Raw genomic sequence first — 13900 nt, 5'->3', positions numbered from 1 at the left:
AACCGACATTATTCTGTTAAGTGGAGGGATAAATAATGAAAAAAGTGTTACTAATAGGAACGCTAATGCTGACTGTCATCCTTAGCGCCTGCAGCAATAATAATTCAACTTCATCGGCACCTGCCTCGGAAGAAGAAGTGCAGGAAACCGTGCAAAACTTCTACAATGAAATGTCTAAACTTGATGAATTAGGAAAATCATCTTTAGCGGAGTTCAACGAAGCTATTGCTGCTTATTCAGCAGGAGACCTTTCGGACAGGCAGCTGGAGAAGAAGATTAACGAATTCCAGAAGACCGCAACAGACCTATCCAATCAGGCTGAAAAAGTGAAAATTTCCTCTAGCTTGCCCGAAGACATTCGTAAGCTGCTTGATGAGTCTAAGATTGCTTTTCAAAGTGCTTATTCTCTAAAAGAACAGGCCTCTCAAGGTGCTGATTCCGCAGAGGTCACTGCTGAGAAGTTCGAGGAATTGAATCAGAACGCTGACGTCGCGATGCTATACGGCATTTCCAAGCTTAATGAAGCAAGAGAAGCAACAGGACTCATCGATGCTGATGGTCAATCCACCGCTGAATCAGAGAAAGTTCAAGAATAGATCGGAAGTTAGACGCTGAACAGTTCAACTGTCAGCGTCTTTTTGATGCGATGTTGAGCTTGAGTAGAGGTAACACTGATAATCCTATAAATAAACCAGCTACGATTCCTTTTGTGAGGTCTGAGAGGGTACTGCTTCGATATACGAGGGGGTATAGACACAGGAATAATACAGGGATTAGGATGAGCAGGGCATTGTTTTTTTTCAAGTGGAAAGCTCCTCTCAATTAGATATACAGTATTATACAACTTTTAAATGAAGAGGAGGATTTATAAAAGGTATCTTTTTCCTGATTATTGATTATTCAGCGAAGGTGTGGATATAATACAAACATACGTTCGTGCATAGCGGAATAAGTATAGAAATTAGGGAGGGGATACCATGGGCAAAAAGCTGGAGAAAAACGGACTTTGGGAAAGCAGTCGCATGATGCTGCCGGAGCACAAGGTAAGAATTATTAGGGATGAACGGGAGACGCTGCGCCGCATCAAGCCTATTCTTGATGAGCAGAAGCTGGAGGAGATCGAATGTACACTGGCCTTATCGTTACGGAGTCATGTGCGCGTCACTGCTGTGCTGTTTGATCCTTTTGAGAATAAGACAATAAGTGGTTTTGTGACTTCCATTCACACCCACTCGCGTGAGTTTAAGCTGCAGTGGGCGGAGGAATGGAAGTGGATCAATGTAGATGACCTCGTGGAGGTTTACATCGTCTAATGCTGAGAACCGCTGACTTCACTTTTTTCATAAGCAATTAGGGTCACCGTTGGGTTGCCGGTCAGATGTGCAATGGAAGCTTCGGCATTTCGAATAATTTCGAGCGCTTCTTCCTGCTCGCTCAGGGCAGCAACTTTATAGCTATCGCTATGAATGTCCATATGTGTTCCCACCTTTCGCTAATATTTTGCCCTTTTTTGTGGAATTGATCCAAGGTGGAGAAGCTATGAATAAGTGCTTTTCAGGGGAGATCTCGGGGATACCGGGGTCTTTTTTTGCTGATGCAAGCAGGGGTATTAGTACAAGCGAATGGGGGAGCGGGATCATTGATTATACCAAGGGGTGATTCTATGCTGACTTTAGATCAAGTGAGGGACAAATCGGCGGCGAGGCTTGTTGGGCTTCATCCTGTTTTGGCAGCAGGGGCGAAGGCTTTGATTCAGCAAAGCTATGCCAGAGGAGTGCCCATCGTTATTACTCAGGGGTTACGGTCGATTGCTGAACAAAATGCCTTGTATGCGCAGGGGAGAAGTAAGCCTGGACCTATAGTTACCAACGCCAAGGGTGGAACCAGCTATCATAATTATGGCCTTGCGTTTGACTTTGCGCTTTTGCTGCCGGATGGAAAAAGTCTTTCCTGGGATATGAATCGTGATGGTGATAAAGATAAAATTGCGGACTGGCAAGAGGTTGTACAGGTGGGAAAACAGCTAGGGCTTGAGTGGGGAGGAGACTGGACGTCTTTTAAAGATTATTCACATCTGCAAATGGCCTTCGGCTTAACCACGACTCAACTTCGGGCAGGTAAACGTCCTACGACGGATCAGGTCAATGAAGCTTTAAAAAGGATTACTGGGGAGGATGAGCAGGTGAACAAAGACGTTAAAGTAACAATAACCTTAAACGGTTCTAAACTTACGGATGGTGTTCTTGATACCGGCATAACGTATGTACCCGTACGTGCTCTAGCTGAGGCGCTTGGAGCAAAGGTTACGTATGACGCAGCGAGTAAGACAGTGAACGTAGTAAAAGAGTAAAGCTAATCATGTATAGACAGTGCCACCCAAGGGGAAGTTATCAATGATAACTAACCATAAAGGGAGGCATAACGTTGTGAATAAGCTAATAACAAGCCTTGCATGCTGCACTGTACTGTCATTGAGTATAATGGGAGCTAGTTACGCTAATCCAATCGGGTCAGCCGCATTAGGCGGTATCCCGAACGCGAATACGGGCATGGATGGTACCATGAATAACACTCGGATGATGAATACGGAAGGCAATCTAATGAACGGTACTACGGGAACGATGAATCAGCATGAGAGCATTATGAGAGATAAGATTCGCACAGGGGAAAATTATAGACCTAACACCACTAACTACAATGACAACTACACCCGGGATAACTACAACAGAAATACGGTAACTCCACTATCCAACACTACAACAGACGGTAAATATCGGGCAACCAGCACAACTACGAATACTGGAACTACCAGCAGAGGATCTAACTGGGGCTGGCTCGGATTGTTTGGACTCTTGGGTCTTGTCGGAATGAGAAGCAGAAGTGACGAACGCAGATAAACGACATGCTTAATAACCCGTGTCGGCATATGCTGGAACGGGTTATTTTTATGGCATAAATATTTTTTCGAAAAAGTATTGCACGTTATCGAAATTCGTGATATTATATTTCTTGTCGCTTAATACATAAACAACGTATGGAGCAACAACACATAATATGCCGGGGTGGCGGAACAGGCAGACGCACAGGACTTAAAATCCTGCGGTACGTGAGTACCGTACGGGTTCGACCCCCGTCCTCGGCATCACAGTGAAAACCTTGAGAAATCAAGGTTTTTTTGTTTTTCTTAAAGGAAAGCTTCTATAATAAGCTAGGGTTCTGTGTGTCTGGAAATAACATTCGAGTATACAGGACTCAAGGTCATAATACTCCTTTTCAGTGCTTGTATAATAACAAGTTCTAGAAGGGGGTTTTTATTATGGTTAGAATTAAACAAATTAAGAACAACAAAGCAGTGGTATAGACAGAAGCGTTGTCGCAATTTTTGTTCTGGAAGAAAGAACAGGAAGCCAGCGAACAAACAAGGATTATGAATAACATGTGCGGCTTTTCTTCAAGAGGTACAGCAACTCATTCGAGACTGTAGAACATCTGAAAAACAATCTGTTTGAATATCTTGGGCAAGAAGGCATTAAGCCATGTACCTATAACAATCGTCAAGTTACGAACCTGCCCTGCAGCGAAAGGAAATACGCCAGTGTTTGTCGAATCGGTAAGGGAAAAGCAATGGCTCGGCCGGCGTTTATTATTAGGCGGTACGCTGCTGCAGGTGACAGTTATTGTGACCGCTGTGTTATGATTACACTGCTCAAACCAGATATTTTCTGATTAAAGCCGATTTAATGAGGGGAATGTTGTATTTTGTGCAGGAATTTAAATCGAAATAGTGAATTTGCTTTCTTCCCGTTCCATCGCAGTTACATCATTGCCAAAAAGGGGAAATAAGAGTTCAAAAGTTCAATGTTATAGTTCAAATAGATAGCAAAGCGGAGTGATCGATATTCTGGAATTATCCATGGAACATCTTGATGATCTGGTGAAAGTGACACATGCGCTGTCTACGGAGCTTAGATTGAGAATGCTGGAGTTGTTGAACATCCGAAGAATGAATGTAGTGGAGCTGGCTGAAGCGCTGGAGATACCGGTATCCACCGCCGCTTCGAATGTGAAGGTGCTGGAACAAGCCAAGCTGATTGAGACCGAGCTGCTGCCTGCTTCGCGCGGAGCCATGAAGGTCTGTAGCCGCATCTATGATGATATCAAGATCGTCATAAATGTACCGGAACGTCGTGCGCAGGCGGATCAAGGCGATTATTGCTATGAAATTGAGATGCCGATCGGTAACTTCACAGCTTGTGAAGCAGCGCCAACCTGCGGCATGGTTAGTGAGACAGGGCCGATTATTGTGGAGGACTCGCCGGCGGGCTTTTTCCATCCTGACAAGGTTCATGCCCAGCTACTCTGGCTGCGCAAGGGCTATCTCGAGTACCGCTATCCGCTGGAAATTCCGCAAGGGGCTGCCATCCGCCTGATTCAGTTCTCGATGGAAATCTGTTCCGAGGCGCCGAATTATGAGAATGACTGGCCTTCGGATATTACGCTGTGGATCAATAATGTGGAGGTTGGTACCTGGACGTCGCCCGGTGATTTCGGCGGCAGACGCGGGAAGCTGAATCCTTCCTGGTGGCTCGATACGGGAACGCAATTCGGCTCGCTCAAGACCTGGAGTGTAGACAACACCCGCAGCACCATTGACCACCAAGAGATATCAACCGTCAATCTAAGCCAACTGAGGCTTACTAAGCAGAACCATGTGGATCTGCGGGTGGGTGTGAAGGAGAATGCGGTATTCAAGGGCGGAATGAATCTGTTCGGCAAAAAGTTCGGCGATTATGAACAGGATCTGGTGATGAAGATTTTTTATACCGTACAGTAATCAGCAGTAATTGATTCTGACAGCAAAGTGATGAACATGCGAAGAACCTGATGCCATAGGCAAAGGTTCTTTTTTCTATGCATTCTACGATTGACATTTCAGAAGATTCTGTAATAATTAATACATAATTATTGTAATAAAACAAAAATATTGTTCATAAGGAGCGTGTGCAGTTTAATGGCAACCCAGCACTATATCAAGGATTATCCGCGGCCGCAGTTCGTCCGTAACGACTGGCAGAGCCTTAACGGGGAATGGGATTTCCGGTTTGATAATGACAACATTGGCGAGCGGGACAAATGGAATGAGCATCTGCACGGGGATTTGAAGATACAGGTTCCTTTCACTTATGAGACGCAGGCCAGCGGAATCGGCGAGACCGCCTTCCATCCTTATGTATGGTATGAGCGGGAACTGAAGCTTCCTGCTGATTTGAACGGTAAGCGAGTGATACTCAATTTCCAGGCAGTCGATTATACCGCTAAGGTATGGGTTAATGGCTGCTTCGCCGGTGGGCATCAAGGCGGTTATGCGGCCTTTTCGCTGGATATTACCGATTATGTGAACACTGGTGCAGGAGTGTACAACCGGCTGATAGTCAAAGCGGAAGACAGCCAGAGCTGTACACAGCCGCGGGGCAAGCAGCGCTGGGTGGATGAGAACTTCGAGTGCTTCTATGTGCAGACAACGGGAATCTGGCAAAGTGCGTGGATAGAGTATGTATCGCCCTCCTATCTCAAGGCTGTCAAAATCACGCCGGATCTTGATAACCGCTCGGTACGTTTTGAATATCAGACACAGGCAGCGGAGGATAATCTCCGCCTGGAGACCCGGATCAGCACGCAGCAGAAGACATTTAAGCAGGTCTCGCTGCATGTAGACCGGGCCTGGCTGCAGCTGGATGTGGAGCTGACCCATGAAGCGAATGGCCCGTGGAAGCTGCAGTCATGGTCACCTGCGGCACCGGCGCTGTACGAAGTGGAGTTTATTTTATATAAAGATGATCTGGTCATTGACCGGGTATATTCCTACTTCGGCCTCCGCAAAATTTCCATCGAACAAGGCAAGGTGCTGCTTAACAATACGCCTATGTATCAGCGGCTGATTCTGGATCAGGGCTATTGGCCGGAAAGCCACTTGACCCCGCCGTCAGAAGAGGCGCTGATTGCCGATATCGACGCAATTCTGGCTATGGGTTATAACGGCGTGCGTAAGCATATGAAGATCGAGGATGCCCGGTTCCTCTACTGGTGTGATGTGAAAGGCCTGTTGGTTTGGTCGGAGATGGCGGCGACTTTCGAGTTCAATGATGAGGCAGTGGAGAGCTTTACGAATGAATGGACAGAGATTGTGCGCCAGCAGTATAACCATCCTTCAATTATCACCTGGGTGCCTTTTAACGAATCCTGGGGTATTCCGCAAGTCTACACGAATAAGCAGCAGCAGAAATTTACGGAAGCCATTTATCATCTGACCAAAGCTATTGATCCTAATCGTCCGGTCATTGTGAATGACGGCTGGGAGCATACAATCAGTGACATCATCACCCTGCATGATTATGAGCAGAGCGGAGATGCCTTGCTAGAGCGTTATGCTGACTCCGGCAGCGTACTAGGCGGAGGATTATCTTTCAACAACTGGAAATATGTGATGGCAAAAGGCTATGAATACCGCAGCCAGCCGGTGATGGTCAGTGAATTCGGGGGCATTGCTTTTAATTCCGACGAAGGCTGGGGCTACGGAGAGCAGGTAAGTAATGAGGAGGCGTTCATCGGGCGGTTCAGCAAGATTACGCAGGCAATCAAGGACACGCCTTATATTTGCGGATACTGCTACACGCAGATTACGGATGTCCAGCAGGAAGTGAACGGACTGCTAACAGCGGACCGGACGCCGAAAATTCCTCTGGAAGTGATCCGGAAGATCAATTTGTCAGCAGCAGAATAATCATAACTTTGTTGCCTAAAAAACGGTCAATTATCGGTTCAATGACAAGGTGAAGCAGATTAGAATCTTGTTTGAAAGCACTTACATATGAGTGCGTTCAACAGGTTTCATAATTGAAGATCAAGAGGAGGGGCTTATTTGTTGAAAAAATTATTCACCTCGCTGTCTGCTTCCCTGTGTCTGCTTCTGGTCCTTACAGCCATCCCGGCTTTTGCAGCGAATGGCCCGGTAGTGTGGGGCACATCATCCACGATTACCGATATTAACACCTTCACGGATGCGGGCACCGATGCCCGCGGGCTCAGACCCGGAACCTTTGGGGCTGAATATGCTCGGATGATCAAGCTGGCGAACGGGGATTGGCTGGCGGTGGCCGCCATTTACGACAACAACGGCTACACCAAAGTCTCCTGGGGCGGCACCCGGCTACAGGTCTTCCGTAGTACAGACAACTGCCGCACCTGGTCGCTGATGTCCACTCTATGGGAGGACGGGCGTGACCTGGACAACGGGCAGTTTGTACAGTTGGCAAATGGCGACCTTCTGCTGGCGATGCGTTCTGTCCGCTGGCAGGAATCGTATAAGCTCAGAGTGTATAAGAGTGTGAATGGAGGCGCGAATTGGAGCTTCTTGAGTACAATCGACGAGAATAACGGCACCGCAGGTTCTCTTGGAAACCCGGATAAGGGTGTATATGAGCCGCATATGCAGCTACTAAATGACGGCTCGGTAGCTGTCATGTATGCGAGTGAGAGGCATGTAACTGAGAATCCTTCCTACAGCCAGATCCTCTCCGAGAAAATTTCCACCAATGGCGGAGCCAGCTGGGGGAATGAGATTTATGTAGCCTGGGACCCATCTAACGCCGGAGCGCGTCCAGGTATGCCGGTTTGGAGCAAGATGACAAACGGACAGTATATTGTCGCTTTTGAAGTCTGCGGAACGCAGAACTGCAAAATTTTCACTAAGAAAAGTACGGACGGCAAGACCTGGTCCAGCGGCATCGGCACCCAGGTATCGACCAATCAGCAGGGCGGGCCTTATCTCCTCTCCTTAACTGATGGCCGTCTGCTGCTCAGCTCCAACTCCAATGTGCTGTCTTTAAGCAACGATTACGGCAATACATGGGTGGATAACGATGTACCGGCATTCGGGAATTCGTGGTGGACTGCAATGTACCAGACGGGTGCAAATGAAATTGCGATGGTTGATTCTGTGGAGCGGAGTGTCGGCGGGCATAATGTCCAGGTCCGTTTCGGTACACTCAGCGGTGCGTACAGCAATGATTTTTCTGCGAATGACAGCGGATGGGTTCGTTATGGGGGAACGTGGGCTGTGAGCGGCGGAACCTACAACCTGAGCTCGGTCAATGCGGATAAATCGGTCCTTACCCCATACCCTTCCAAAATGAACTACACGTTGGAGGGCGACATCAGGCTGAATAATGCGGGCCAGGGCAGTCTGATCTTCAATCTGACCAATCCGGGCACTGGAGCCGATTTGCAGAAAGGCTACGCCGCAGGTATTGATTCCGCAGGCCAGGTCTGGCTGGGACGCTTCAACAACGGCTGGACACCGCTGCAGACGGTAGCAACACCTATTGCAGTAAACACCTGGTATCATATGAAGGTGGTTGTGAACAGCGGGAACATTAAGTTATACGTCGGAGATATGACCACGCCTAAGATCAACATGAACGATGCAGTATATACCTCTGGTACCATCGGGGTGCGGGGCGGCTTTAACAACAGCGTCAGCTTCGACAATATTACAGTGAACTAATCTGAAAATTTTGGAGCCCTTAAGGGCTTCTTTTTTTTTGATAACGCAAGTCTATCTCTGCACCGTACGATTCTCCACCTGCCATACGATCGTCTACCTTTTGGGGTTCCCCTCGTTATTAATATCTTTCGTTTGTTCACCAATGAGCGGCGGTTTGTCGGTTCAACACATGCGGTATTCCCTGTAGAGTAAGAGTCAAGAAAGCCCTTACATAAACGCAGAGGGGCTCTCGCATACAAACTTTTTTGACGAGAGGGTTGTTCAAATGAGGATGAATAAGAAGTTCACAAGTTTGCTGTCGGCCGGGCTGACGCTGGCCCTGATCCTGCCGGGATGCTCATCCGGTAACAAAGAGAACGGTGAGCAGGCCAAGGCGGTAAATGAACCGGCAAAAACAGAGAATGCAGGCGGCAGTCCGGTAGAGATATCTTTCTGGAACATGTTCGGGGGCGGGGAAGGGGATTTCGTAGACCAGATCATCAAGGGCTTCAATGACTCCCAGCAGGAAGTAACGGTCAAGCAGCTCCGTCTGGAATCCAACGAGTATTATGCGAAGCTAAGTACGGCGCTGTCTTCCTCCAAAGGCCCTGATGTTGCCATTGCCCACGTGGATCGGATCTCCCCGTTCGTGAAGGCACAGCAGATTGTGTCTGTAGATGAGCTGGCTTCCAAGGTCGGCTTTGACCTGAAGGAGATCTCTGAATCCAATATTAAGAGTGTGACCTACGATGGTAAACCTTACGCTGTCCCGCTGGATACTCACTTCCATATGTTCTACTACAACAAGGATATTCTGCAGAAGGCGGATCTGCTGAACGAAGACGGCACCCCTAAGCTGGGCGAAATGACACCGGCGGGCTTCGAGCAGACGCTGGCGGATATTCAGGCCAAAGTGCCGGATGTTCAGGCGATGGCGATTAACACTCCTTATTTTCAAGAGCCGTTCCTGAATATGTACTATGAAGCCGGCGGGGATATCCTAAATTCGGATATGACCAAAGCAAGCATCAACAATCCGCAGGCACTGGATGTCCTCAAATTCTACCTGGACATCTATAACAACAAATACTCCGATCTTAATGATAAAACGCCTTGGGATACCTTCCATAACGGCAAAGCTGCCTTCTGGTTCGGAGGGGTATGGGAAGCGGGACTGTTACTAGGAGATGAGTCACTGCATATCGGCGCTATGCCGCTTCCTCCGATCTTCGGCAGCCAGACGCATTGGGCCAGCTCCCATACGCTTGTAATCCCGTCTTATGTAACTGCTGAGAAGCAGGAGGCCGCAGCCAAGTTCATGAAGTATTTCTCTGAAGTTGGTGGAGAGATCTGGGGACAGGCAGGACATGTGCCTGCGAATAGTAAAGTAACCACCGGCGATGCTTATAAGAGCCTGCCTTACCGCAGTGAATTCATCGAAGCGCAGAAGACCGTGAAATTTGCTCCGCCGACAGATAAATACACAACAATCATTACTACTATTTCCGAAGAACTGCAGAACATTATTTTCGGCAGCGAGACTCCCGAAGACGGGTTGGCAAAACTGGAGAAACAGATTAACGAAGTGCTGGAGAACTAACTCATTCTGCCGGAAAGGGGAGGTCCCTGCCCGTAAGGCGGGGGCTGCCTCCAGGCATAAGCGCCATTTTGATTGAAGGAGAGTATGACCGATGGAGCGGACTTTAAGAGAGAATAAGGCTGCTGCGCCTCTTCGCAGGGCAGAGCCTATACACCTACTGAAGGAACTGAAAGCCATTTTGTACCTGATTCCGTTCCTGGTACCATTTGCGGTGTTCTATCTGTGGCCGGTAATCCGCGGAGCCTGGATGAGCCTGCATGTTTGGGGCATTCAAGGGATGCAGAAGTACGCCGGTTTGGCTAACTATAAGAAAATTCTGGGGAATTCGGATTTCTATTCGTATTTGTGGAACTCTTTCTACTTTGTATTGCTATGCGCACCTACCGTACTCGTACTGGGACTCATACTGGCACTGATTATCAATCAGAGAATTTGGCTGCGGACCCTGATACGCTCCGTGTTCTTCCTGCCGTATGTCCTGTCGGTCTCCGTGGTCAGCTTCATCTGGCTGAAACTGTTCGACGCGAAGAACGGTCCAGTGAACGCAGCTCTGGATGTACTGGGCATCCATGCAGATATCAACTGGCTCACCGATCACAGATTTGTGTGGTGGGCGATTACGATTGCGACAGACTGGTGGAGCGTGGGATTTGTGATGGTGCTGTTCCTTGCCGGACTGCAGGAAATCCCCACCGATCATTACGAAGCGGCGAAGATTGACGGCGCCAATGCCTGGCAGCGATTCTGGAGCATTACACTGCCGGGGCTGTCGAGCGTAATGAAGATCCAGATCTTTTATCAGATTATCAACTGCCTTAAGCTGTTCGGACAGGTGCAAATTATGACCGGAGGCGGGCCGGGGGATTCCACCAATACCATGATCCGGTATATTTACGTTACAGGGTTCAAGAAAGACATGTTCGGCCTGGCCGCAGCGCAGTCGATGATCTTCTGCTTCATCATGCTGTTGATCGCCGTGGTTCAATTTAAAATCACAGACCGGAAAGACGGATAGGAGGGAGACATTCATGAAAAAGCTCGCTTTAAATATCGCTGCTGTTCTGCTTGCGCTGCTGTTTATTTTCCCGCTAATCTGGATGTTCCTCACCTCCCTGAAGCCTGATGGTGTGAACGTATATACGCTGGCTGATTGGGTGAAATGGTCAGATCTGAATACCGATAACTATGTCAAAGTCATCCGGGACTCGCAAATTCTGCACTGGACATGGAACAGTCTGGTCATTGGTGTCCTCACGACCGTAATCTCCCTTCTGCTTAGCTCGCTGGCTGCATTCTCGTTCTCCAAGCTGCCATTCCGGACACGGGGAATATTCTATGTGCTGATCGTTTCAGGTCTGCTGATTCCGACGGAAGCAATACTCATTCCGCTTTATGAAACTGCGCTGCATCTGCAGCTGATTGATAACATCTGGGCGATTGTCCTGCCTGGACTGACCAACCCTATCGGCATTCTGCTGCTGAAGCAATTCATGGACGGGGTACCCAAGGATTACATTGAAGCCGCGCAAATCGACGGTAGCCGCAGCTTCCGGTTATGGTGGAGCATCTGTCTGCCGCTTACACGCTCAGCCATGGTTTCTGTGGGAATCTTCTTCTTTATCCTCTCCTGGAATAATTTCCTATGGCCTTATCTGGCCATTACTTCTGAGGAAAATATGATTCTTTCGGCAGGGCTGCCCACCTTTTTGTCGAATAATAACATGTCGCTCAATCTGATTATGACGGCAAGTACAATCGCGGCGGTTCCGACAATCATTGTCTTTATTCTGCTGCAGCGGCATATTGTCCAGGGCGTGGCGATGTCCGGCGTCAAGGGTTAATCTTTAAGATTTCCAGTCTCAAGACTCTACAACGAGAAAGGATATAGGGCATGCTTAAATCTCCAGAGAGTACTGCCAGGCCCTTGCGCTTCCGCTTGATATCCTGGATCAAAATAATGAAGAGCAGCATGCGCTATAAGTGGATGCTGCTTCTCGTTCTCTTCTCCTTGACACCGCTGGTGGTCATGGGGATTATTTCATTTTCGATCTCCAAATCAACGATTAATCACAAAGTAACGGAGTATTCCGAGCATCTGCTGTATCAAACCGCCGACAATCTGGATACGCGGCTGGGTGTCTACAAGGACATGATGATGCAGGTGCTGAACAACAACGAGATTGTGGGTATGCTGCGGACTCTTGATCGGACAGACGCGGCCAGCTATGATGTGGATAGTCTGTCGCTGACGACAAAGCTGTCCACGATTGTAGCGATTAATCAGGATGTGCAGTCCATTTCTTTTGTATCCGGGAAACATTATATCAAGGGAATCTACCGCTGGAACAAGCGGATCCCTGCCGAGGTGGAGCCGTTCCTGCAGACCCTTGAGGGCGGCAGTAATTTCCGCTGGTATCCGACCCGTTACGGGACCTATGTGGACAGTTTGAATTCCCAGAGTACACACGTCTTCTCGGTAGCCAAGCAATTGTATAAAATATCCGATGACAGCCCACTGGGAATTGTTGCTGTCCTAGATATCCGTGAAGATGTCATAAAGGAGCTGATCTCGAAGGCGGTGAGCAACAACCGGGATCTGCAAAGCTTTGTAATGGACGGGCGCGGTATGCTGGTCTCGTATCCGGACAGCCGGCTGATCGGCAAAAGTGTGACTGAGGTGCTGGGTCAGGCGGGTTACGAGAGGCTCATTCATTCTGGACCGGAGGAAACGAGATTCCCGCTCACTTACAACGGCGACAGCCTGATCGTGAATGCCAAGAAGCTTCACACCAATGATTGGGTGGTTGTGAATGTCATTTCTAAGGCTGCGCTGTACCAGGATTCGAACCGTCTGCTGCAGATCTTTATCTTCGTCGGGCTGCTTTGTATATTTTTCTCGGTTATTGCCGCGCTTGTGCTGGCGAATTCCATCACCAATCCGATTCTGAAGATGATCCGTTTGATGCGGCAGGTGATGTCCGGCGAACTCAGCGTCCGCTACAAAGCCAAAAGCCGGCATGACGAATTCGATATCCTTGGTGATAATTTCAACTATATGGTTGCGCGGATAGATGAACTATTGAAAGCGGTATATCTAGAGCAGGACCAGAAACGGATGGCCGAGCTCAAGGCACTGCAGGCGCAGATTAACCCGCATTTTCTCTACAACACGCTGGATATTATTAAATGGACGGCCCTGATTCAGAAAGCCAACAACGCGGCAGAGATGGTCAGCTTATTGTCACGGCTGCTGCGGATCAGTCTGGGCAAGGGTGAAGAAACCGTTACGCTGGAAGAGGAAATTGAGCATGTGCAGTGTTATCTGGGCATTCAGAGATTCCGCTTCAATTTCAATATTGAGACATTCGTTGAAATGGACGATGAAGTCCGCCACCTGCGGACGCCCAAGCTGATCTTGCAGCCGATTGTCGAGAACGCGATTATCCATGCTTTTGGGGATATGGGGTCCGGCGGCAGCATCCGCATATCCTGCCGCAAAGCGCCGGGAAACCTTGTATGGTTCGAGGTGGCAGATAACGGTAAGGGGATGGACCCCGCATTTGCCCGCAGTCTGCTGACCGAGCAAGCGCCGGATGAGGATAAATCGGGAGGCATAGGATTGGCGAATGTGGATGAACGAATTAAGCTCATTTGCGGAAAAATGTACGGTATCGAGATCCAAAGTGAGCCCGGCACAGGAACGTCAATACGGATCAAGCTGCCTTTGATGACAAATGACATAAGGGGGAATCGCTGAG

At 48.6% G+C, this 13900-nt stretch carries 12 protein-coding genes and 1 tRNA gene; 12 read left to right on the top strand and 1 reads right to left on the bottom strand.

What is annotated here, in order from left to right; all coding sequences use genetic code 11:
• The first annotated feature begins 35 nt into the window (after positions 1 to 35).
• Together MHB64_RS23195 and MHB64_RS23190 are read left to right on the top strand one after the other, a co-directional pair.
• Complete coding sequence (locus tag MHB64_RS23195) at positions 36 to 596, top strand: hypothetical protein (RefSeq protein WP_094869519.1); 561 nt, start codon at positions 36 to 38, stop codon at positions 594 to 596.
• Positions 597 to 977: 381 nt separating this feature from the next.
• Positions 978 to 1313, top strand: coding sequence for a YolD-like family protein (locus tag MHB64_RS23190; RefSeq protein ID WP_094869518.1), 336 nt, complete (start codon positions 978 to 980; stop codon positions 1311 to 1313).
• Here MHB64_RS23190 and MHB64_RS23185 read toward each other — a convergent pair.
• Complete coding sequence (locus MHB64_RS23185) at positions 1310 to 1474, bottom strand: hypothetical protein (RefSeq protein WP_179085776.1); 165 nt, start codon at positions 1472 to 1474, stop codon at positions 1310 to 1312. The two genes, MHB64_RS23190 and MHB64_RS23185, sit on opposite strands and share 4 nt — an antisense overlap.
• A gap of 189 nt (positions 1475 to 1663) precedes the next feature.
• Here MHB64_RS23185 and MHB64_RS23180 point away from each other — a divergent pair, with 189 nt between their 5' ends.
• The 10 genes from MHB64_RS23180 (at position 1664) to MHB64_RS23135 (ending at position 13899) form a co-directional block, all read left to right on the top strand.
• On the top strand, positions 1664 to 2350 hold the full coding sequence (locus tag MHB64_RS23180) for a M15 family metallopeptidase (RefSeq protein ID WP_341135465.1): 687 nt from the start codon (positions 1664 to 1666) through the stop codon (positions 2348 to 2350).
• Positions 2351 to 2426: 76 nt separating this feature from the next.
• Positions 2427 to 2897: a hypothetical protein gene (locus tag MHB64_RS23175; RefSeq protein ID WP_094869517.1), complete on the top strand. Its 471-nt coding sequence runs from the start codon at positions 2427 to 2429 to the stop codon at positions 2895 to 2897.
• Positions 2898 to 3056: 159 nt separating this feature from the next.
• A tRNA-Leu gene (locus MHB64_RS23170) sits at positions 3057 to 3142 on the top strand.
• Between the two features lie 771 nt (positions 3143 to 3913).
• Complete coding sequence (locus MHB64_RS23165) at positions 3914 to 4834, top strand: helix-turn-helix domain-containing protein (protein ID WP_094877405.1); 921 nt, start codon at positions 3914 to 3916, stop codon at positions 4832 to 4834.
• Between the two features lie 177 nt (positions 4835 to 5011).
• The gene (locus MHB64_RS23160) at positions 5012 to 6781 is read left to right on the top strand and encodes a glycoside hydrolase family 2 protein (RefSeq protein WP_341135464.1); all 1770 of its coding nucleotides are present in this window, start codon (positions 5012 to 5014) and stop codon (positions 6779 to 6781) included.
• A gap of 471 nt (positions 6782 to 7252) precedes the next feature.
• The gene (locus MHB64_RS23155) at positions 7253 to 8563 is read left to right on the top strand and encodes a family 16 glycoside hydrolase (protein WP_341135463.1); all 1311 of its coding nucleotides are present in this window, start codon (positions 7253 to 7255) and stop codon (positions 8561 to 8563) included.
• Positions 8564 to 8828: 265 nt separating this feature from the next.
• Entirely contained in the window at positions 8829 to 10142 is a 1314-nt protein-coding gene (locus tag MHB64_RS23150) for an ABC transporter substrate-binding protein (protein ID WP_094869514.1), read from the top strand.
• 91 nt (positions 10143 to 10233) lie between these two features.
• On the top strand, positions 10234 to 11157 hold the full coding sequence (locus MHB64_RS23145) for a carbohydrate ABC transporter permease (protein WP_094869513.1): 924 nt from the start codon (positions 10234 to 10236) through the stop codon (positions 11155 to 11157).
• Positions 11158 to 11170: 13 nt separating this feature from the next.
• The gene (locus tag MHB64_RS23140; protein ID WP_094877402.1) at positions 11171 to 11983 is read left to right on the top strand and encodes a carbohydrate ABC transporter permease; all 813 of its coding nucleotides are present in this window, start codon (positions 11171 to 11173) and stop codon (positions 11981 to 11983) included.
• Positions 11984 to 12099: 116 nt separating this feature from the next.
• Positions 12100 to 13899, top strand: coding sequence for a sensor histidine kinase (locus tag MHB64_RS23135; RefSeq protein ID WP_179281558.1), 1800 nt, complete (start codon positions 12100 to 12102; stop codon positions 13897 to 13899).
• The last annotated feature ends 1 nt before the right edge of the window (position 13900 follow it).

Source organism: Paenibacillus sp. FSL K6-2859, from assembly GCF_038008265.1.
In the GTDB taxonomy this organism is placed as follows: Bacteria; Bacillota; Bacilli; order Paenibacillales; family Paenibacillaceae; genus Paenibacillus_AQ; species Paenibacillus_AQ nitricinens.
This window is presented reverse-complemented; position numbering and strand designations above follow the sequence as displayed.

Excerpts from the sequence above, each read along its gene's own strand:
- MHB64_RS23195 (WP_094869519.1), top strand. The coding sequence starts at position 36 with ATGAAAAAAGTGTTACTAATAGGAACGCTAATGCTGACTGTCATCCTT.
- MHB64_RS23190 (WP_094869518.1), top strand. The coding sequence starts at position 978 with ATGGGCAAAAAGCTGGAGAAAAACGGACTTTGGGAAAGCAGTCGCATG.
- MHB64_RS23185 (WP_179085776.1), bottom strand. The coding sequence starts at position 1,474 with ATGGACATTCATAGCGATAGCTATAAAGTTGCTGCCCTGAGCGAGCAG.
- MHB64_RS23180 (WP_341135465.1), top strand. The coding sequence starts at position 1,664 with ATGCTGACTTTAGATCAAGTGAGGGACAAATCGGCGGCGAGGCTTGTT.
- MHB64_RS23165 (WP_094877405.1), top strand. The coding sequence starts at position 3,914 with ATGGAACATCTTGATGATCTGGTGAAAGTGACACATGCGCTGTCTACG.
- MHB64_RS23160 (WP_341135464.1), top strand. The coding sequence starts at position 5,012 with ATGGCAACCCAGCACTATATCAAGGATTATCCGCGGCCGCAGTTCGTC.
- MHB64_RS23155 (WP_341135463.1), top strand. The coding sequence starts at position 7,253 with ATGTCCACTCTATGGGAGGACGGGCGTGACCTGGACAACGGGCAGTTT.
- MHB64_RS23150 (WP_094869514.1), top strand. The coding sequence starts at position 8,829 with ATGAGGATGAATAAGAAGTTCACAAGTTTGCTGTCGGCCGGGCTGACG.
- MHB64_RS23145 (WP_094869513.1), top strand. The coding sequence starts at position 10,234 with ATGGAGCGGACTTTAAGAGAGAATAAGGCTGCTGCGCCTCTTCGCAGG.
- MHB64_RS23140 (WP_094877402.1), top strand. The coding sequence starts at position 11,171 with ATGAAAAAGCTCGCTTTAAATATCGCTGCTGTTCTGCTTGCGCTGCTG.
- MHB64_RS23135 (WP_179281558.1), top strand. The coding sequence starts at position 12,100 with ATGAAGAGCAGCATGCGCTATAAGTGGATGCTGCTTCTCGTTCTCTTC.